At 56.4% G+C, this 19,401-nt stretch carries 15 protein-coding genes; 9 read left to right on the forward strand and 6 right to left on the reverse strand.

Annotated features, from left to right (window positions below; all coding sequences use genetic code 11):
- Positions 1-210: 210 nt before the first annotated feature.
- The 5 genes from VNX88_09855 to VNX88_09875 form a co-directional block, all read right to left on the reverse strand.
- Entirely contained in the window at positions 211-1,293 is a 1,083-nt protein-coding gene (locus VNX88_09855) for a HEAT repeat domain-containing protein (protein ID HWY68959.1), read from the reverse strand.
- A gap of 270 nt (positions 1,294-1,563) precedes the next feature.
- Entirely contained in the window at positions 1,564-3,072 is a 1,509-nt protein-coding gene (locus VNX88_09860) for a tetratricopeptide repeat protein (GenBank protein HWY68960.1), read from the reverse strand.
- A gap of 283 nt (positions 3,073-3,355) precedes the next feature.
- A complete protein-coding gene (locus VNX88_09865) occupies positions 3,356-4,135 on the reverse strand; it encodes a hypothetical protein (GenBank protein ID HWY68961.1) in 780 nt (259 codons plus the stop codon).
- Positions 4,132-4,740, reverse strand: coding sequence for a sigma-70 family RNA polymerase sigma factor (locus tag VNX88_09870; GenBank protein ID HWY68962.1), 609 nt, complete (start codon positions 4,738-4,740; stop codon positions 4,132-4,134). The genes VNX88_09865 and VNX88_09870 overlap by 4 nt, the downstream gene beginning before the upstream one ends.
- A gap of 253 nt (positions 4,741-4,993) precedes the next feature.
- Positions 4,994-7,423, reverse strand: coding sequence for a hypothetical protein (locus VNX88_09875; GenBank protein HWY68963.1), 2,430 nt, complete (start codon positions 7,421-7,423; stop codon positions 4,994-4,996).
- 143 nt (positions 7,424-7,566) lie between these two features.
- Between VNX88_09875 and VNX88_09880 the strand changes: the two genes are divergently transcribed.
- On the forward strand, positions 7,567-7,779 hold the full coding sequence (locus tag VNX88_09880; protein HWY68964.1) for a superinfection immunity protein: 213 nt from the start codon (positions 7,567-7,569) through the stop codon (positions 7,777-7,779).
- Here VNX88_09880 and hpnI read toward each other — a convergent pair.
- Positions 7,770-8,981: a bacteriohopanetetrol glucosamine biosynthesis glycosyltransferase HpnI gene (hpnI, locus tag VNX88_09885; protein ID HWY68965.1), complete on the reverse strand. Its 1,212-nt coding sequence runs from the start codon at positions 8,979-8,981 to the stop codon at positions 7,770-7,772. The two genes, VNX88_09880 and hpnI, sit on opposite strands and share 10 nt — an antisense overlap.
- Before the next feature lie 63 nt (positions 8,982-9,044).
- On the opposite strand from hpnI, the gene VNX88_09890 reads away from it, so the two are divergent.
- The 8 genes from VNX88_09890 (at position 9,045) to VNX88_09925 (ending at position 19,394) form a co-directional block, all read left to right on the forward strand.
- Entirely contained in the window at positions 9,045-10,499 is a 1,455-nt protein-coding gene (locus VNX88_09890; protein HWY68966.1) for an aldehyde dehydrogenase family protein, read from the forward strand.
- Between the two features lie 325 nt (positions 10,500-10,824).
- A complete protein-coding gene (locus tag VNX88_09895) occupies positions 10,825-11,592 on the forward strand; it encodes a cytochrome c3 family protein (GenBank protein HWY68967.1) in 768 nt (255 codons plus the stop codon).
- A gap of 41 nt (positions 11,593-11,633) precedes the next feature.
- Positions 11,634-14,837 (forward strand): TAT-variant-translocated molybdopterin oxidoreductase, encoded by a 3,204-nt coding sequence (locus tag VNX88_09900; protein ID HWY68968.1) that lies wholly within the window; start codon positions 11,634-11,636, stop codon positions 14,835-14,837.
- Positions 14,838-14,839: 2 nt separating this feature from the next.
- Positions 14,840-16,255: an NrfD/PsrC family molybdoenzyme membrane anchor subunit gene (nrfD, locus tag VNX88_09905; GenBank protein HWY68969.1), complete on the forward strand. Its 1,416-nt coding sequence runs from the start codon at positions 14,840-14,842 to the stop codon at positions 16,253-16,255.
- A complete protein-coding gene (locus VNX88_09910) occupies positions 16,252-16,788 on the forward strand; it encodes a DUF3341 domain-containing protein (GenBank protein HWY68970.1) in 537 nt (178 codons plus the stop codon). Before nrfD ends, VNX88_09910 begins: the two co-directional genes overlap by 4 nt.
- A complete protein-coding gene (locus VNX88_09915) occupies positions 16,785-17,531 on the forward strand; it encodes a cytochrome c (protein HWY68971.1) in 747 nt (248 codons plus the stop codon). The genes VNX88_09910 and VNX88_09915 overlap by 4 nt, the downstream gene beginning before the upstream one ends.
- 2 nt (positions 17,532-17,533) lie before the next feature.
- On the forward strand, positions 17,534-18,778 hold the full coding sequence (locus VNX88_09920; protein HWY68972.1) for a hypothetical protein: 1,245 nt from the start codon (positions 17,534-17,536) through the stop codon (positions 18,776-18,778).
- Positions 18,765-19,394 (forward strand): hypothetical protein, encoded by a 630-nt coding sequence (locus VNX88_09925; GenBank protein HWY68973.1) that lies wholly within the window; start codon positions 18,765-18,767, stop codon positions 19,392-19,394. Before VNX88_09920 ends, VNX88_09925 begins: the two co-directional genes overlap by 14 nt.
- Positions 19,395-19,401: the final 7 nt, after the last annotated feature.

A 19,401-nucleotide genomic window follows, 5' to 3' on the forward strand; every position in this document is an offset into this window, starting at 1 on the left:
TGGACTCCGCTTCGTGACCGAAAATCTTAAATCGGTTGCCCGAAACCTAAATAGCTAACTCCATCGAGAAACACAACCGCAGCGGCTAAAGCCTGATCAATCCGAAACTTCAAACGGCACGGCTGAAGCCGGTGCCCTTCCCCAAGCTAATTTGGACAGCCCTGTAGCACGCTGCGTTTCTACCATGTCGGTGGCCCATGCTAGGCCGCTTTAGTGCGTCAGAACGCTTGTGATGAAGTCTAGGGCTCTGGGATCGTTCGATTGACCCAACCAAAATACCGCCTGCTTTCTTACTACAGGGTTTCTGTTGTTTCGCGCCACCTCGATCAACTTCAGCACGCCTTCGTGGTCCGGCAATTGCGATAGCGCGAACACTGCCTTCTTCTTCACGTCGGTGTCGGGATCGTTTTCGATGGAATCGTTGATTACGCCGGCGACCCTCTTCCCCGCCTTCTGCGCCAGCCAAAACAACGCTTGTCCACGCACGCGTGAACTTGAATCCTGCTTGGCAACATGAATCAACTCTTCTTCCGCTCCTGGTTCCTTGCTTTGACTCAGGGGAAACGTAAGTTTGTCGCGAAAGTGATCGTCGGGATCGGATTCGATTAGCTTCTTCAGCGTGGCGTATCCATGTGCGCCGCGCGCGACTCCGAGCCAGAACGCGGCGTGCTCGCGAATCTTCTCCGGATAATCGGCTGCGGAGAACCGATCCAGGGCCGCATCGGCAGAGGCATCGGCATGCTGGGCAATTGCGTCGAGTGCGCGTCTACCCAAGTGAGCATCCCCGTCTTTCGTCACGAACGTGCTTAAATATGCGATGCTCTGCTTGGGATCGGCTCCAGTCACGATCGTCACCGGAACTCCGCCGGCATCGATCGCGCAGTTTTCGCTGAACAGACGAATGCTGCCGATCTTCTTGTCTTCCACTCGATAGAGCACGGTAATGCTCTTGGTCTCGACGTCGTTGCAATCATCGCGTGATCCCGAAAAAGTGTTGTGCTCCGACTCCAGACGGCATGTGCCGCAGCAGCCGTTCGTCTGCCAGCCGCCATCGAAGCAGCAGATCGTGCGATTCCCGCTGACTGCGGGAACCGCATAACCGATCCAGCCGATGCCGCTCTGGCGGGCGGCGAAGCCGGAGATTTGCTCCTGCAGATTCGCAGAAGTGGACACGGTCTCAAGCTTCGCATTGCGAATCTGCGGAGGCTGAGTCTGTGGGCCCTCGAGCCGCGCGACCTGCGCGCTGCCGAAGCACGAACTAATCAGAATGGCTATAGCGAATAGTCTTTGCATGGTGTCTTCTCGTTGGCTGCTGGATTCGTTTGAGTGTTACCGGCTACGGAATTCCTTTTTAAAACTGTCATCCCTCGCGCGCTGTTTGCGCGGGGGATCTGCTGTTTTGTGCGCACCGAGAGACAGCAGATCCCCCACTCCGCGTTAAGATTCTCGGCGCCATAAACAGCTTCGCTGCGGAGTGAGGGATGACAGTCTCTAGGGCGAAGCGCGCTCATGGAATTGAACTAACGTAGGTGCCATGTTTCGAAAACTGCCTAGTGCCTCTGGTTACTTGTTCAGAATCTCCATCAGATAATCGGTGGCCTCGCGATTGCCCATCACCGACATCTTCTGGACCAGCTCCCGCTTCAGTTCCGGATTGGTCTCTTTGCGCGCCAGTTCCACCAGGGAATGTGCGTCTCCCTTGATGAACAGCGCGTTGATCACCGCGCTGCGCACGTCGGGGTTCTGATCGTTCTGGTAAATCTTTGTCAGCGTCTCGCTGCTGCCACCGGAGATGCCGAGGTCTTTGATCGCTTCCATCCTCAACTTGGGATCCGTATCGGTAAGAGCAACCTTCTCCTGCAACTCGGTGTCACCGGAGACGATGGTGGAGTGCAGGACCTCTCGTTTCATATCGGGAGTAGTGGCCTTGCTATAGAGATCACGGAGCTGTTGCTGACAGCCGCCAACTCCCATGGCCTTAATCGCAGCATGGACCACTTCTGGATCCTTCTCATTTGCGGAGAAGCCCGAAAGCTGAGTGCACCCTCCGGAAACACCGAGATCCTTGAGCGCCTCGGCTCGCATTTTTGGATCGGGATCGCTCATCGCGACTTTCTGTTGCAGTTCGGTATCGCCAGAGACGATAGTTGAATGCAGAAGATCGCGCTTCACTCCGGGATCAGTGGTTTTGTTGTAAAGATCGCGCACCTCGCTCTTGCAGCCAGCGATTCCCATGGAGTGAATCGCCTCTTTGACGAGCGACGTGTCCTTCTCGCCCGAGGAAAGAGTTAGCAGTTCGCTGCAGCCGCCTGAGATACCCAGGCTGTGAAGAGCCGACTTCTTGGCTTCAACATTGCTGCTTCCCTGATAAATCTTCATCAGCGTGTCATGGTTCCCACTGATGCCGAGATAATGAATCGCCTTCTTCTGCAGCTCGGGATGGAGCTTGCCGGTGGCGATTTGCAGCATGAGTTCCCGAGCTCGAGGACTGTCACTCTGGGAAAGCACGAAAAGTGCTTTATCAAGAATCTTGCCTTCGCACTGTCCTGAATTGGTGCTGTTCAGCAATTTCTCAATGATCGGTACGGCCTTATCAGGATCGGTGTTCATGAGGCTGTTGACCGCGAGTAGCTTTAAGTCGCAGTCGGACTCCCGATCGGGTGTCGGCGTCTTTCCCTGCTTCTGTAGAATCTCCTGCTCAAGCGCTCCAGCATCCTTGATCCATTGGCTGCGTGGATACTCTCGTTTGATCTGGCCAATGGTTTTGAGAGCTTGCGGATCCTGTCCAAGTTTGTCTTGAGCTACGGCTTGCCAATAGAGGGCTTCGTCCACTCGGGCGCGGCCCGCCTTTATTACCTGTGAATAAAGATCAAGCGCCTTCTGCCACTGCTCCTGGTAAATTGCGTCTTTGGCCGCGGCAAGGGCGTCGTCAGTCGCGCGATCTCCACTCTTCTGCGGCTGAAAGCTGGAGATCGCTCCGGTAGGAAAATCGTCGGTTTGCGCTGCGGCGGTCACGCCCAGCGCAGTAATAAGAATCAGAATGAAAGTTATAAAAGACGTTGTTGTTTTCATTTCCTCAATTGCCTTGTCGTGCTTGATGTATGTGCGAACTGTTGAAGCCGTTCAATTTGAATTCATGAAACATAGGTAAACATCTGTCATCCTGAGCCCTGTTGTTGGCCGAAGGATCTCCCGGGATGTTTCGGACTTGAATATTGCGTCCTGGCACTTCCTCCAGAATCCTCGTGTAAGAGCCGGGACGCAGCAACTAAGCCGGAAATATTGCGGGAGATCCTTCGGCCAACAACCGGCCTCAGGATGACAGCTCTCAAAATGGATTTCCGTAATTCCATGCCTACAACCTCGAATCGCCAAGGCTCTTCTGCGGTGCTGATTCCGCCCGGCTACGGGCCTTCACCTTTGACTCGATCACCCGCACCTTGAACAGCACGCCTTGCGCTTCGATCCGTTGCTGAAGCTCTTCCAGCTCTTTTCCCGAAACGGAATCGGGATGGTGCGCGATGTCAATCAGAACTCGCTCTACCTGATCGAGGACATTGGCGATCTCGGGATCTTTGTCGCGCTGGGCGGTTTGGCGGTAGAGCCGATTCTCATTGACCAGCTCCTGAGCGAAATCGCGTTCCGCGGAGATGTCAACCTTGCTTTCAGGTCGAGTGTTGGCCAACTCCACGAGAATCATCTCGGTGCGGTCGAGGTGGTCGCCCACGGCGACCATGAGGACGCGGTCCCTGCCTGAGGGCGTCTGCTTGCTGACAACCTGAGTCGGGCTGGGCTGCTTCGGTCCTGAAATTCGACCAGCTAGGAACGCCAACACGATGACCGCGGCAAATGCCCCGGCAATCGCCCAGCGACGCGGTTGAAGAACCGCAGCCCATGCTGAGCGTCTTGGCGCCTCGCTCTGTTCGAGGCGTGGCCGCAGGGTGCTCCAGAGCTGAGCTGCATAGTCTGCCGCACGCTCAGGCACGGGATAATCGATGGCTGAAAGAGTCGCCCTAAGTTGAGCGAACTCGGCGGCGCACTCTTTGCACTCCGCGAGATGGCTTTCGATCGAAGAGGCTTTTGGAGCGTCGCCGTAAAAGTAGAGAACCAGATCCTGTTCGTCGGGGTGAGTCATCGTACGCCTCCCCGCATCGGTCCCGTGGTCATGAGCGGTTCAAGTTCGGTGCGCATCTTTTTGACTGCACGAAAAATCGTGTTCTTCACTGCTTCCTCACGAACTTTCAGAACGGCGCCGATCTCGGTAATCGAACGGCCTTCGAAATGGCGAAGCACGAATGCAGTGCGTTCAACATCCGTCAGGCGCTTCATGGCACCCGCGACGCGCTCTCGTAGCTCGGAGCTGAGCAGCATGCGTTCTGGACCGGGCTGCGGGCTGGCATAGTCAAGTGTCCGATCTTCGGGATTTGGATCGTCATCGCGGGCGTCGCTCTCGACAATGTGAGCCTTGTCCTGCTTCCGCTTGGCGAGCAGGTCGAGCGCGCAGTTGGAGGCGATGCGATAGAGCCAGGTCGAGAACGTGGAGCGGGCCTCGAAGCTGTCGAGCCGCTTGTAACAGCGCAGGAAGGTCTCCTGCACCACTTCGTCCGCGTCATGTTCATTGCTGGTCATGCGATATGCCAAGCCGAAAACCTTGCGTCCGTGACGATCGACCAGCACACGAAAAGACTCGTGTTTGCCGGCGAGCACCTCATCAACGGCCGCCCGGTCGGTAAGCTCCATTCGCAGGATTAGACCAGCTTTGAGAGGAAGGGGTTAGGGGAGATTTGGGGGACCGACCTAAAAAACATGAGACGGATCTCACGGAAACTGCACGGATTACACGGATTCTTCTGGATCCGGGTACTTGCGCCGACAGTCTTGCAGTTGGAAGCCGTAGAGACGCAGTAGGCTGCGTCTCTAAGAAACTGTGGCACAGCCGCCCTCGGCTGTGGACGATGCACTGAAAGCACGCGAACGCGTCTGTGCTACGCGATCATAAGCTGCGCAGGGCTAATACTGGGGACAGTACTCCCGCCAACGCATACGCCAGCGCTCCGCAAAAGAAGGTTACGTTCAGCCCAAAGTGCAAGGCGATCACCATCGCCAGCACCGATCCCAGAACGCTGGCGGAAGCATTCATTGCCCACGCCCATTCGGTGAGTCCATTAGTTCCAATTGCGGACTCGTCGAGTAGGCGCAGTCCCGTCGGAAAGGGCATGCCCATCACGAAGCCTAGCGGCACGATCAGTGCTCCGCTCACGAGCAGCTTCACCGCGAAGTTCAGTCCAACGAGCAATCTCAGGATGACAGGCAGCAATCCCAGGTAGGCCACTACAGCAATAACAATGATTAGCAGGACGGGTTTGAGTGCGCGCGTGCCTGCCGTCAGCCGTCGTGCGGTTAAGCTTCCGGCGCCGCTTGCCAGTAACATAAGAAAGATGACCACCGTGAGCGCATACGTCGGATGTCCCAGGAAGAGGACGAAGCGCTGAATGAGGGTGATCTCCACCAGAATGTAGCCGAGTCCTACGGCGATGAAGTAACTGAGGGGCAGAACCCTCGGGTGTGATGCTTGCGGTTCATACGCGAGTGGAATCACTAGGAAGGCGAGAACCGCGACGATCGAAATAAGAAACACCATTCCTAAAATCACGATGCCCAGATTCACGCGCCAATCCATGCCTCCGCGTGTGCCGCGCAAGTCGGCTATCGCGTTCGCCGTCTTCAGAGTGAAGAAAAAGAACGGAGAGGAGTCAAAGACGGGAGCTACGTTGTATTGGTAGCTCGCGGCGAATCCGCGCGGATCGTTCGAGCCAATGAGCCGGGTAAAGGCATTTTCCGCATTGTCATTGCCGGGGAGATACAGGCTTACAAGCTTCGGATGCAAAGTGAGGTGCGCTCGAACTGCATTCACCTCCTCTGTGGTGAACGCTGATTTCTTTGCCATCACGATCACTGGGCGTCCGTCCTGATCGAGCGGACCGTCGGAGGCGATGATGAAGTTCTCTCGCGGATTCGCAATGCCGAGTTGGTGCAATGCCTCTGTTGCTTGCGACACAACGCGCAGGGCTTCACGCGGCTGGCGGAATTCCCAGCGCGTGATCGCGATTATTCCGTCCGGACGCAGGTGATCGAAGTACTCGCGAAATGCCTCCACCGTGTACAGGTTGTTCTCGCTCAGCGCGTATGCTCCGGCTGCGGTTGACGCCCAAGTGTCTACTAGCGTCATCTGCACAATGTCATATTGATCGTGACTACTGCGCAGGTACGAGCGGCCATCCCCGACGTGAATGTGAATCTCTGGCCGCTCGTACAGGTGATACGCGTAATCCGCGTATCGTTCGCGCATGATCGTGTTCGCGATCAGCGGATTGATCTCGATGCCGGTGACGTTTCTGCTGCCATTGGCAACGGCGCGCAGCACGTCGACTCCACCGCCGGGGCCGATGATGGCGAAGTCGCCGCGCGGACGCAGCACGTTTGCAAGCGACGGAGCCGCATCCATGAGGTTGGACTTCCAGTTGAACGGTGAAGACTGCTTCCACGTTCCCGGATCGGAACCAACCGGCACGTCGCGATCCCAAAGCGCGGGATCCACGTTCATCATCGCCGTCGAGGCGTCGGCGTCGATGACTATGTACTTTGCGAGACCTACTTGGTCTACCTCCACCCGTGACAGCGCATTCCAGCGGGCGAACTGTACCCAGGAGGCATCACGGCGCAGTCCCTTGGCATAAATAATGTCAATCAGTTTTCCGCTGTGGTTGGCGGCGATGAGTGCGACATACGCGAGTGCAATTACTGCCGCGACTGTTTTCTGCCGCTGAGTGCTGGCACAGAGAACCGCAGCAACCGCCATGAGGATAGCCGCGCAGAGTACGGCGTTAGGTGCCCCGAGAACGTTGAGAATCGGTACGAGCATCAGGCAGGCAAGCGCGCCGCCGATGAGGTCGAATCCGTAGAGACGAGCGATCTGCGCAGTTTCGCGCGCAAAAACTACAGAAAAAAGCAAACCGGTAATAAAGAAGGGAACTGCGGCGACGAGGTAAATGACGGTTAGCTTCTCGAAGTTGCGCAGCTCCAGGTTCAACGAGACGGCGGAGTGCAGCACAACTTCGAGGACAACGAGCATGATTACCGAGTTTGCAATCAGCAAGGTCTGACCCAGTTGCTCGACGGTCCACCGCGAAAGTCTTGCACGGAAGAGATGCGCGAAGACTCCGCCTGCTCCGAGTCCGAGTAGCGCAACTGAAATCGCGAGGAATGCAAAGTGGTAGAAGAGGACAACTGAAAAAAGTCGAGTGAGCGCGAGCTCAAGAAGGAGGCTGGCGCAGCTGACGATGCCAACGATCAGCGGAAGGCGAAGGCCGATAGTTGCAGCGGTCGCCGGTTCTGGTTGGGCGACCAGAGTCGAATCGGACATCAGGTGAACATATCAGATTGCGAGTGTGGCATTTGTTGGTTGCATGGCGCAGACGCAGCATGCTGCGTCTCTACCATGGCAAGAATAGAGGCTAGGGAACAAACATGAGATTTGTTGCGTAACATGTTGGCAGGAGATGTGTGATGTTTAGATTGATCGCATTCTTCTGTGCGGTCGTGCTCTACTTTGCGCCGGCGATCGTTGCTCATCACCGCCGACACCACAGCGCGGGAGTCATCTTTTTGGTGAACCTCTTGCTCGGCTGGTCGGTTATCGGCTGGATCGCCTGCTTTGCCTGGGCGTGTAGCGGAAATTCGCACCGAGTCGTCATACTCCCGCCGGAGCGCTATCGCTGAGTCTGGGTATCTACGTGCTGCTCGGATTTCGCGATTCCGGATTCAGGCGCGTGTGAAATCGGATACATACGACCTCGCTCCAACCGGAATTTCTCTCCTCTCCAAACCACGGTATTCCCTGCATAACTGGCAAACCAAATTGCCAATGCCAGCAAGTCACGCAGAGGCAACAGCCACAGGTTCGGAAGCACATGCTGATCACGCAGTGTTCTAACACCGACGCTTAGGGCAACTGCACAACGCGTAAGCAGGGCCGTTGCCAATAGCGTCCAGGCCCACCAACTGCCGGGGGCGACCACAGCGAGAAGAATTGCCCAGGGCAGGCCGTAGGTTAATGCCAATCCGCGGTATCCGGAGGAACGGGACACGCGCATGGTCCGCGCCCAGCGGAGTTGATGCTCCCAGAATTGCTGGAAGGAGTAGGCCGGGACGGACGTCTCGACTATTTCGTGTGAGAGAGCGACTTTGAAGCCGCCATCGGCGATGCGTTTACCTAATTCATAGTCATCGGCCAGGCAGTCGACTACGGCATGGAAGCCCCCGATTTTTTCCAGCGCTGTGCGGCTCATTGCCAATGTTGAGCCAAGGCCGAACGTGAGCCCGCGGTCGAGAAGGCGCGCCGTCAGAACTCCAGGAGCGAAGTCAGTCGCGATGCCGAGAGTCTCGAGCCTGGAGCCGAGCGTTTTGGCTGGATTACCCTTGTACAGGCAGGTGACCATTCCCACTTGCGGATCGTGAAAGTCCGACATTACTGCTTGCAGATACCCTGGCGAAACCTTGATGTCGCCATCGTTCACGACGACGTACTGGTATTTCGCCTGATGCAGGAGATGGATTAGATTGCTGACTTTGCGATTCGAGCCAAATACTTCCCCACAAACTATGAGGCTGATTTCTCGATTCGGGAATTCCGCTATGAGCTTGCGGACTAGTGGAACCGCCTCATCATTGGAATCGTTGACGCCGAAAAGAATCTCGTAGGTCGCATATTGCTGTTCGCAATGGCTGCGAAGAGCAGCATAGGTTTGACTGTCAGCGCCCTTCAGAGGTTTCAAAATGGAAACTGCGGGAAGAAATTTCGAAGCGAGGGGCGGGCTGCTTTCCCGCCGGAAGTCGCGAGCGCTCCACAGAGCGATCAGATAGAAAGCAATCCCGCACAGAGTCAGGAGTGCGAGCACGGCTTCGATGGCGAGGTGCAGCATGTCTGGTCGGTGGCGCGGCTTCGATTATCGCAGGTAACATTTGCCTAGCTACTTAGATAGACGATGGCGAACTTCGGACCTGACCTTCCTATTCAATCTGGATTTCTCCTGGCCGGAGAGTGGCTCGCCGATGGCGAGCGCGTCAGCATTCACTCACCTTATGACGGCAAGGAGATCGGCGTAACCTGGCTTGCTGGTCGTAACGAACTGGAACGAGCGATCGCTGCTGCTTCCCAAGCCTGTTCGGAGCTACGGGAGATTCCTTCATTCAAGCGTAAGGAAATTCTGCTCAAGACTGCAGAGGCGATCGGAGCGCACGCGGACACTTTCGTGCGGTTGATGGCGCTCGAAGCGGGCAAGCCAGTGAAGGCCGGGCGGGCGGAGGTCGAGCGGGCAGTTCTGACGTTCACGACCGCTGCCGAAGAGTCGGTCAGAATCTACGGAGAGTACCTGCCGCTGGACTTCATTCCCGCTGCCGAAGAACGCTGGGGAATTGTGCGGCGATTTCCTGTAGGAGCGATCGCGGCAATCACGCCATTCAATTTTCCATTGAACTTGGTCGCGCACAAACTGGCTCCGGCTATCGCTGTCGGATGTCCGGTCGTGCTCAAACCAGCCCCGCAGACTCCATTCTGCTCGTTGCTTCTCGCGAAGCTGATTCTCGAAGCAGGATGGCCGCCGTCCGCACTAAGTGTTCTGCCGTTGACTAATGAAGACGCGGCACTACTGGTGGCCGACGAGCGCATAAAGCTGCTCAGTTTTACCGGCAGCGCTGCTGTGGGCTGGCAGCTCAAGCGAAATGCGGGCAAGAAGCGGGTTTTGCTGGAGCTCGGCGGCAATGCCGCTGTGATCGTCCATAGTGACGCAGACCTTGAGCAGGCAGTTTCGCGTTGTGTCTCGGGAGCCTTTACGTATGCTGGACAGAGTTGCATTTCCGTCCAGCGCATTTTCGTGCATGCGGAGGTCTTCGATCAGTTCACGGCGCAGATGGTGGAAGCTGCTGGTCGTCTACAAATAGGGGATCCCTCAAACGAAAAAACTGATGTAGGTCCGATGATTCGAGCTTCGGATGTGCAGCGAGTGGAGCGATGGATCCAAGAAGCCGTCACCGGCGGAGCGAAGGTGCTTTGTGGCGGTAAGGAAAAGGGTTCTGTTTTGGCGCCCACGCTGCTCTCGGCTACGGCTCCACAGATGAAAGTTAACTGCGAGGAACTCTTTGGACCAGTGGCGACTGTCGAGCCGTATGAAAACTTCGATTCCGCACTCGAGCAGGTGAACCAGACACGTTACGGTCTGCAGGCTGGGCTATTCACGCGAGACGCTGGCTTGATCTTCCGCGCATTCGAAAAGCTCGAAGTCGGAGGCCTGATTGTCGGCGACGTGCCGACACTCCGCATCGATCCGATGCCCTACGGTGGCGTGAAGGATTCTGGGCTCGGACGCGAGGGAATTCGCTATGCGATGGAAGAGATGACGGAGAGGAAGCTGTTGGTTTTGTCAGGGTTCTCGGGTTCTTGAGCACCGAGGAAAGGCGAACACGAAGGTCACGAAGGGAAAAAATGAGGTCACATGGCGAAGGGATGTTCGAGAGTCGACACACATTAAGTAGATTTTCAAATTCGTGACCTCTTCAGTTGCCTTCGTGACCTTCGTGTTCGCCATGCTCGTACAAAAACTTTTCAGAAACACTTTTCAGAAAATTCTCGCCTGTTATAATCGTCCGTTTTATTCCCGAGTGTCGTAACTAATTGTTCGCAAGTTTTAACTGGTGCACTCCTATTGGCTGACGTCAGTCTTGCGCGGCCTCACCGTGCCCCTTACATGAGATTCAGGACACGTTTCGATGCCACAAGTTTTTAACCGAGGTGCCAACGGGCTTGCGCGGATGAGTCTCGTGATCCTGGGGCTCGTCGTTACCAGCTTGGCGCTGACTCTGAACGAACTGCAGCGTTCTCCCTACGTCACCAAGCAGGGTGAACGGCTCGAGCAGCCGGTACCGTTTAGTCATCAGCACCACGTTGCCGGTCTCGGACTCGATTGCCGTTACTGTCACACGTCAGTGGAGAACTCCAGCTTTGCTGGCATTCCGCCTACCAAAACGTGTATGAACTGCCATTCGGAGATCTGGACGAACGCCGACATCCTCGAGCCGGTGCGTGCGAGCTACCGCAACAACACTCCGATCTGGTGGACTAAGCTGCACGACCTTCCGGACTACGTGTATTTCAATCACGAGATTCATATCAATAAGGGGATCGGGTGCAAGTCGTGTCATGGACCAGTCGACGAGATGCCGCTTACCTATGCTCACGCGAGCTTGCAGATGGAATGGTGTCTCGATTGTCATCGCAATCCGGCGAAGAACATTCGTCCGACCGGCGACCCGATCTTCAACTTAGGATGGAAGGGCCCGAGCACAGACAATCCGGTTTATTGCGAGCAGGGAAGCGGCAATTGTTCGTTGACTGGTCCTTATTATCAAACCACCGGACAGCAGATGCAGCATCCGCAGAAATTTGTTGACCAGATGAGTATGGGCAAATACCTGGTCGCGCAATATCACATACGCACGCCGAATGAGATTCAGAGCTGCGAAACCTGCCATCGGTAATGTACGCGTGGCGCAACTGAGTTGAGACGCTGAAGAGAGACATGGAGAATCACCCCGACGAGTTGGTGCAGATCAAGGCTTCACCCCAGAAGCCGAAGCTGACCTTGCAGGAAGTGCGCGAGCGGCTGTCTACCGCCAGCGGGAAAAAGTATTGGCGGAGCCTCGAGGAGTTGGTCGACGAGCCCGGCTTTGAGGAATTGCTGGAAAACGAATTTCCGGCCGGCGCCGCTGAGTATGAAAACGATGGTGTTTCACGCCGCAACTTCCTCAAGCTGATGGGCGCTTCAATGGCGCTCGCGGGAATGACCGCGTGTACGCGTCAGCCCGACGAGCCAATCGTTCCCTACGTTAAGCAACCCGAAGAATTGATCCCGGGAATTCCGAAGTTTTTCGCAACCACCATGCCGTTCCCCACGGGTGCGATTCCGCTGCTGGTGAAGAGCAATGAATTCCGACCGACGAAAATCGAGGGAAACCCGCAGCATCCGGCGTCGCATGGCGCGACTGATGTTTTTGCTCAAGCCTCGATCCTCGATCTCTATGATCCGGACCGCTCGCAGGCCTCGAGCTTTCGCAGCGAACATCGCAATTGGGGCGACTTCCACACGGCGATCGATCAGTACAAGGTGAAGGCTGCAGCTTCGGGTGGCGCGGGATTGCGCTTCCTGTCAGAGACGGTGATTTCGCCGACTCTGGCGTCGCAGATTCAGGCGGTGTTGAAGAAGTTTCCCGCTGCGAAGTGGTATCAGTGGGATGCGGTGAATCGCGATGCGGCGCGCACGGCTTCGCAAACGCTGTTTGGGCAGTATGCCGAACCGATTTATAAGTTCGAGGCCGCGAACGTCGTGCTGTCGCTCGATGCCGACTTCCTCTCCGGCGCGCACTTTCCCGGATTCCTGCGGTACTCGCGCGACTTCATCAGCCGCCGGAAACTCACCACCGACGCACCGATGAACCGTTTGTATGTGGTGGAGAGTTTCTCGACCACAACCGGAGCGCTCTCCGACAATCGCTGGCCAATGCGCGCGTCAGACATCGTGCCTTTTGCCGCGGCTCTGGCAGGGATGCTCGGCGGTGGTTCGGCAGCGGGTGCGCAGGGCTTTACCGCTGAGGAGCAGAAGTTCTTAGAGGCTCTGGCGAAAGATTTAAAGGCGAACACTGGAGCCTCCATTGTTGTTGCCGGAGATCAGCAGCCGCCGGAGCTGCACATGCTTGCGGCGCAGATCAATCAGGCGCTCGGAAATATCGGAAAGACTGTCGTCTATTCGGATCCGGTGGAACTAGTGCCGACCGATCAGGCTGCGGGGTTGCAGCAGCTTGTCGCGGACATGAACGCCGGCAAGGTCGACATGCTAGTGATCCTCGAAGGCAATCCTGTGTACACCGCGCCGGTTGATCTGAGCTTCGAGGCCGCGATGGGCAAGGTGGCGACCAACGTTCACCTGAGCTGCTATCGCAACGAAACGACGCGTTTCTCGCAGTGGCATATTCATGGTGCTCACTATCTCGAGACCTGGAGCGATGCCCGCGCTTACGACGGAACCTGCTCTGTGGTGCAGCCGCTGATCGCGCCACTCTATGGCGGACGCAGCGCACATGAACTTGTCGCTTTGTTCTCCGACAATCCGGATGTGACGCCGTACGAGGCACTCACGACGTACTGGCGCCAAAATGGGAAAGCTTCCGGAGACTTCGATTCCAATTTCCGCAAGTGGCTGCATGACGGAATCATTCCCAATACCGCATCACCGGTGAAGACGCTTAGTCCGCGCGGAGGGGCTCCGGCAGCGAATCCGCTCGACAAGAACGCGATCGAGGTCGTGTTCCGTTCTGATCCAACCATTTACGACGGTCGCTACAACAACAACGGCTGGCTGCAGGAATGTCCGAAGCCGGTGCTGCGTCTGGAGTGGGACAACGCGGCGATGATGAGTCTCGATACGGCCGCGAGCAAAGGCTTCAATCAGGAAGACATCGTCCGCATCACCGTAGATGGCCGCACGCTGGAAGCTCCGGTGATGGTCGTGTACGGAATGCCCAACAACAGCATCACGCTGCACTTGGGCTATGGGCGCGATTTCGCCGGTCGCGTTGGTAACGGCTCCGGTTTCAATGCTTATGCGGTCCGCAGCAGCAAGACTCCCTGGATCGGCACGGTGGAGAAGATCGAGAAGACCGGCGACAGCTACAAGCTAGCCGTCGTCCAGAACTTCACTCTGATCGATGCCCATGGCAAGAAAGAGTACGAGAGTCGCTCTGTGCAAGGCTCAGAAGCTCTGCGGCGCGATTTGATTCGCGTAGCTTCGTACGAAGAATTCAAGAAGAATCCGCACTTCGCCCATGACGAGCAGTTCCTCGAGGATCCGAAGCCTGCGGAAACGATGTATCCCCCCTACGATTACAGCAAGGGATATCAGTGGGGCATGGCCATCGACATGAATTCGTGCGTGGGCTGCAACGCCTGCGTGATCGCATGTCAGGCTGAAAACAACAGTCCGGTAGTCGGCAAGGAGCAGGTGAAGATCGGTCGCGACATGAAGTGGTTGCGGATCGACGCGTACTTCACCGGCGACCTCCACAATCCTCGGGCTTTCTTCCAGCCGATGTTGTGCCAGCACTGCGAGAACGCGCCTTGCGAGCCCGTATGCCCAGTGGGTGCGACGACGCACACGCCCGAAGGCATCAACATGATGGTTTACAACCGCTGCGTAGGGACGCGCTACTGCCTGAACAACTGTCCTTATAAAGTTCGGCGCTTCAACTTCCTGTTGTTCTCCGACTTTGAGACGCCAAGCCTGAAGCCATTGCGCAATCCTGATGTGACGGTCCGCAGCCGTGGCGTCATGGAGAAATGCACGTTCTGTATTCAGCGGATCAACGCGGCCCGCATTCAGGCGGAAGTGGAAGAGGCTCACCTGCAGCAGTCGGATCCGAACGCCACGCGCGTGATTCGGGAAGGCGAAGTAGTTACCGCTTGCCAGCAGGCGTGTCCGACTGAAGCGATTGTCTTTGGCAACATTAACGATCCAAACAGCCGCGTCAGCAAAACCAAAGCGCAACCTCGCAACTACGGGGCGCTGACGGATATCAATACGCGTCCGCGCTTGACTTATATCGCCAACGTTGTGAATCCCAATATGGAAATCGGCGATCGTACCGGAGCGCCGGGTAAGAGCTACATTACAGACCTCCCAACAGCCGCAACACCGGCGTCTGCTGGGGACCCCCGTGGAGCCGAATCGTAATCATGGCAACCAAAGGCCTAACCGACCTGCCGCCATCTCAACGGCCTTATTTGGCCGATCCGCCGGTGATCGCGCCGGGGCATACATTTGCCTCGGTCACGGAAAAGATCATGCGGACCGTGCTTACGGGACGCACGCCGCTCGGTTGGATCGGCGGAGTGCTGATCGCCTTCGGCATCGTCAACATTCTGATGGTCGCCTTCGGATACCTGTTCTGGAAGGGTGTCGGCATCTGGGGCATTACCGTTCCGGTGGGTTGGGGATTCGCGATCGTTAATTTCGTTTGGTGGATCGGTATCGGTCACGCCGGCACCCTGATCTCCGCCATTCTTTTGCTCTTAAAGCAGAGCTGGCGTACCTCGATTAATCGCGCGGCTGAGGCGATGACACTGTTCGCCGTCATGTGCGCCGGCATGTTCCCTCTGGTTCACACCGGGCGTCCCTGGCTGGCTGTGTATTGGCTCTTCCCATTGCCGCTGACGATGGGAGTGTGGCCGCAATTCCGCAGCCCGCTGATCTGGGATGTCTTTGCGGTTTCGACTTACTTCACGGTCTCGCTGCTGTTCTGGTTTACCGGACTGATTCCCGATCTGGCTACGTTGCGCGATCATGCCAAGTACCGCATCACCAAGATGATCTATGGGGTGCTGGCGATGGGGTGGCGCGGTTCTGCGCGTCACTGGGCGCGGTACGAAACCGCCTATCTTCTGCTCGCCGGTCTCTCGACGCCGCTGGTCCTATCAGTCCACACAGTTGTGAGCTGGGATTTCGCCGTGTCCGTAATTCCAGGTTGGCACACGACGATCTTTCCGCCGTATTTCGTTGCGGGCGCGATTTACTCGGGATTCGCAATGGTACTCACGCTGATGATTCCGATTCGTGCGGCATACGGCATGAAGGATTTCATCACCATGCGCCATCTTCAGAATATGGCGAAGGTGATGCTTGCGACCGGATTGATCGTGGCTTACGGGTACTTCATGGAAGCCTTCATGGCGTGGTACAGCGGAAATCGCTTTGAGCTCTACACATTCAAGAATCGCGCCTTTGGGCCGATGGGTTACTTCTACTGGATGCTTATTACGTGCAACATCGCGTTGCCACAGTTATTGTGGCTGCGCGGCTTCAGGAATTCACCAGTTCTGCTCTGGATGATGTCGATCGTCGTGAATATGGGTATGTGGCTGGAGCGTTTCGTAATCGTTGTCACCAGCTTGCATCGGGATTTCCTGCCATCTTCATGGGGAACGTATAAAGCGACGCGCTGGGACTACGCTGTATATATCGGCACGCTCGGCTTCTTCACCATGATGTTCCTGCTGTTTATCAGAGTGTTGCCCATGATTTCGATCTTTGAGGTGCGCGCCTTGCTGCCGCAGTCGCGGATCAACTCGCTCGCCCAGGAGAATCCTCAATGATCGAACCGGGAATCTATGGGCTGATGGCGGAATACGATACGGTTCCGGGCCTCGTAGCTGCTGCCGAACGGGCGCATGAGCATGGCTATCGGCGCATGGATACCTTTTCCCCGTTCCCGATCGAGCCCGCGGCTGAGGCGATTGGCTTCCATAAAAATCGTGTTGCGCTTGTAGTTCTCTTGGGTGGATTGCTTGGCGGCATGGGAGGGTATTCGCTGGAATATTGGGTATCGGTGCTAGCTTATCCGATCAATGTAGGCGGCAAGCCCTGGCATTCCTGGCCGGCATTCATTCCTGTTACGTTTGAATGCACGGTACTGGGAGCTGCTCTCTCCGCGTTTATCGGAATGCTGGCGATGAACGGTCTGCCTATGCCGTATCACCCAGTGTTCAACGCGCCGAACTTCACGGCGGCCAGCAAGGACAAGTTGTTTCTCTGCATCGAAGCCGCCGATCCACAGTTCGATTTGACTAAGACGCGGCAGTTCCTGGAGCAGACCAATCCGCGTATTGTGACGGAGGTATCGAATTGAGCCGCCGTCTCGATCTGCCAGGTGTGTTCGCAGTCCGTCTGATGTTCGCGGCGAGTGTCTTGCTCGTCCTTTCCGGATGCCGGCAGGACATGCACAACCAGCCGAAGTACGTTCCCTACCGAAGCAGCGAATTTTTCCAGGATGGACTCTCGGAGCGTCAGCAGCTTGTTCATACCGTAGCTCGCGGCGAACTACACGAGGACGCGTACCTGTACACCGGCAAGATTGGAATAAAAGAAGGAGATCGTTTTCCGTTTCCGATTACGCAGGCGGTGATGGAGCGCGGCCGCGAGCGCTATGACATTTACTGCTCGCCCTGCCACTCACGTGTAGGCGACGGTAACGGCATGATCGTGAAACGTGGTTACCGGCAGGCAGCGAATTTCCACGACCAGAAGTACGCAACCCAGACGGTTGGCCACTACTACGATGTGATTTCGCACGGCTCGGGAGCAATGCCTGACTATGCGGCACAGATCGAGCCTGCCGATCGCTGGGCGATTGCCGCGTACATTCGTGCACTGCAGTATGCCCGGAATGGAACTATGGCCGATGTGCCTGCCGATCAGCGCGGTCAATTAAAAGATCAATCGGAGATCACTACTAAAGAAGGTGTTCCATTAGCGCAGGCGATTGCGTCCGGCGGTAAGGGCGGTCAGGAGAGCGTGCCTGTGGGCACTAGTCCGACTTCTCCACATCCACCTCAATCCGGAGAGCCGCAGGAAGGAACACAGAAGAAGTGAGCATGGAAACTCACGCGAAACATTTGCCTGCCGACTTGAATGGTCCCGCGTGGCTGTTCGATCGCTACCAGAGCCGCGCTCTCATCGTTGGCGGCCTGTTCACGATCCTGCTGATTATCGGAGCGTTCATAACTCCGCATGGCTACGATCACTTTCTGAGTGCGTATCTGGCTGGTTATGTTATGTGGGCGGGCGCCAGCCTGGGATGCATGGCGCTACTGATGGTGAACCATCTATCGGCCGGCAAGTGGGGCCTGATCATTCGCCGGATTCTCGAATCGGGAACGGCGCAGTTTCCTTTGATGCTGATTCTGTTCATCCCCATCGCCATCGGAATGAACCATCTCTTTCCGTGGATTCCGGACGGCGTGCGCTGGATGCAAGCGAATTCCGATGCACACACCATCATGCAGCACAAGGAGATGCTGCTCAATAAGACGTTCTTCCTGATCCGCGTGCCGATCTACTTCACTATTTGGTGGGCCTTCTCAAGCACTCTGCGGCGCTGGTCGATTGAACGCGATCGCAATCCGCAGGGCCGCGATTGGCAACGCATTCTGGAAAACCTGAGCGGGATCGGCATCGTTGTCTACGCGATCACCATGACGTTCGCCATCGTCGACTGGATCATGTCGCTGGATGCCATCTGGTTCTCAACGATCTATGGATTGATTTATCTGGCGGGTCAGGGGTTGACGGCGTTCTCGATCTGCATCATCACGGTGCTGCTGCTTTCGCAGGAAGAGCCCATGCGCACGATGCTGCGCAAAACCGAGATGCATGACATCGGCAAGCTCCTGTTCGCATTCGTCATGCTCTACGCGTATCTGTCGTTCTCGCAGTGGCTGATCATCTGGTCAGGAAACATGCCTGACGAAGCACACTGGTACTTGAGCCGGCTGGCAGGGAACTGGATCAACCTTGGGAGATTCCTGATTCTGTTCGAGTTTGCTGTGCCGTTTGCGTTGTTGCTCTCGCGCAGATTGAAGAAGCAGCCGGCATTCATGGTGCCTCTGTGCTGTTTGATCCTTTTTGTGCGCATGGTGGATTTGTACTGGATGGTGGAGCCGAACTTCATTTCCATGGAACGGCAGATCACGTTCAACTGGATGTACATCGCCGCGCCTTTGGCAATCGGCGGATTCTGGGTCTTCTTTTTCATCCGTGACCTGAAATCGCGGCCGGTGCTGGTGGCCTACGATCCGCAGATGGAAGAGCTTCTGGAGCCTGAACATGCAACCGCCTAAACCGATGAAGCCGCAAGGCGGCCCGCTGAAGAGCACAGATCCGAATCTCGCGCACGAGACGACCGACATCAGTCTTACCGGTGTCGTAGCGTTCATCGTCGCGCTGGCCTTCTGCGGCATCGTCATCTTTGTAGTGCTGTGGGGTGTGTTCCATTTTGCAACCAACTACGCGGCTAAGCAGGACGAGATCGATAAGCGCGATCCCTGGGTTCAGCGTTCCGAGGGCCAGGTAGAGCAGGCAGCGAAAAAGCTACGCACCCCGGAAAACAAGGCGAAGGAACCGGGATCGATGGAGATGGCCGATTCGGAATCGCGTGTTCGCGTGAGTCGTTTCCCGCAGCCGCGCCTTCAAGACGATGACGTCCGCGACTTGGCCATCATGCGTGAAGCGGAAGATGTTTATCTGAATCAGTATTTCGTTTTGGACAAGAACTCCGGCAAGGTGAACATCCCGATTGCGCAGGCGATGCAAGTAGTCGTGCAGAAGGGATTGCCTGCTGTGCAGGCTCCTCCGGGCACGTCGTTACCTCCGACTGCCGAGAGTACTGGAGTTGTGAGACCGTCGATTCAGAGCAATCATGCCAAACAGCAGGGAGGCGGCATTTCGCCGCAGTAGCTGGAAA

Source organism: Terriglobales bacterium (genome assembly GCA_035567895.1).
GTDB lineage: Bacteria > Acidobacteriota > Terriglobia > Terriglobales > Acidobacteriaceae > Gp1-AA112.

Excerpts from the sequence above, each read along its gene's own strand:
- VNX88_09855 (HWY68959.1), bottom strand. The coding sequence starts at position 1,293 with ATGCAAAGACTATTCGCTATAGCCATTCTGATTAGTTCGTGCTTCGGC.
- VNX88_09860 (HWY68960.1), bottom strand. The coding sequence starts at position 3,072 with ATGAAAACAACAACGTCTTTTATAACTTTCATTCTGATTCTTATTACT.
- VNX88_09865 (HWY68961.1), bottom strand. The coding sequence starts at position 4,135 with ATGACTCACCCCGACGAACAGGATCTGGTTCTCTACTTTTACGGCGAC.
- VNX88_09870 (HWY68962.1), bottom strand. The coding sequence starts at position 4,740 with ATGGAGCTTACCGACCGGGCGGCCGTTGATGAGGTGCTCGCCGGCAAA.
- VNX88_09875 (HWY68963.1), bottom strand. The coding sequence starts at position 7,423 with ATGTCCGATTCGACTCTGGTCGCCCAACCAGAACCGGCGACCGCTGCA.
- VNX88_09880 (HWY68964.1), top strand. The coding sequence starts at position 7,567 with ATGTTTAGATTGATCGCATTCTTCTGTGCGGTCGTGCTCTACTTTGCG.
- hpnI (HWY68965.1), bottom strand. The coding sequence starts at position 8,981 with ATGCTGCACCTCGCCATCGAAGCCGTGCTCGCACTCCTGACTCTGTGC.
- VNX88_09890 (HWY68966.1), top strand. The coding sequence starts at position 9,045 with ATGGCGAACTTCGGACCTGACCTTCCTATTCAATCTGGATTTCTCCTG.
- VNX88_09895 (HWY68967.1), top strand. The coding sequence starts at position 10,825 with ATGCCACAAGTTTTTAACCGAGGTGCCAACGGGCTTGCGCGGATGAGT.
- VNX88_09900 (HWY68968.1), top strand. The coding sequence starts at position 11,634 with ATGGAGAATCACCCCGACGAGTTGGTGCAGATCAAGGCTTCACCCCAG.
- nrfD (HWY68969.1), top strand. The coding sequence starts at position 14,840 with ATGGCAACCAAAGGCCTAACCGACCTGCCGCCATCTCAACGGCCTTAT.
- VNX88_09910 (HWY68970.1), top strand. The coding sequence starts at position 16,252 with ATGATCGAACCGGGAATCTATGGGCTGATGGCGGAATACGATACGGTT.
- VNX88_09920 (HWY68972.1), top strand. The coding sequence starts at position 17,534 with ATGGAAACTCACGCGAAACATTTGCCTGCCGACTTGAATGGTCCCGCG.
- VNX88_09925 (HWY68973.1), top strand. The coding sequence starts at position 18,765 with ATGCAACCGCCTAAACCGATGAAGCCGCAAGGCGGCCCGCTGAAGAGC.